The 235-nt window shown below is 64.7% G+C and carries 1 protein-coding gene; it reads right to left on the reverse strand.

Annotation, left to right across the window (positions count from 1 at the left end; genetic code table 11):
• Positions 1 to 235: contractile injection system protein, VgrG/Pvc8 family (locus NLU14_RS22900; protein ID WP_275710935.1), on the reverse strand; the 235-nt coding region annotated here is incomplete at both ends.

The following is a 235-nucleotide window of genomic DNA, read 5'->3' on the forward strand; positions in this document are numbered from 1 at the left end:
CCGGTGTCGCCCCGGGCGAATTCGTTGACCACGCCGTGGAAGCGCCGCAGGGGCACGCCGTCCTGCCAGACCACCAGTTCCACGGGCTGCTCCAGCACTTCCTCGGCCATAATGTCCGGGGAGGTACTGGCCAGTTCCAGCTTGCAGTGGAACAGGTCCGAGAGGGTTTCGGTCAGTTCGAAGCGGGCGACCACGAACAGGTCTTTGGGGAGTTGGCCAAGGGTGGCCGTGAACT

The organism is Marinobacter iranensis (genome assembly GCF_029207565.1).
Classification (GTDB): Bacteria; Pseudomonadota; Gammaproteobacteria; order Pseudomonadales; family Oleiphilaceae; genus Marinobacter; species Marinobacter iranensis.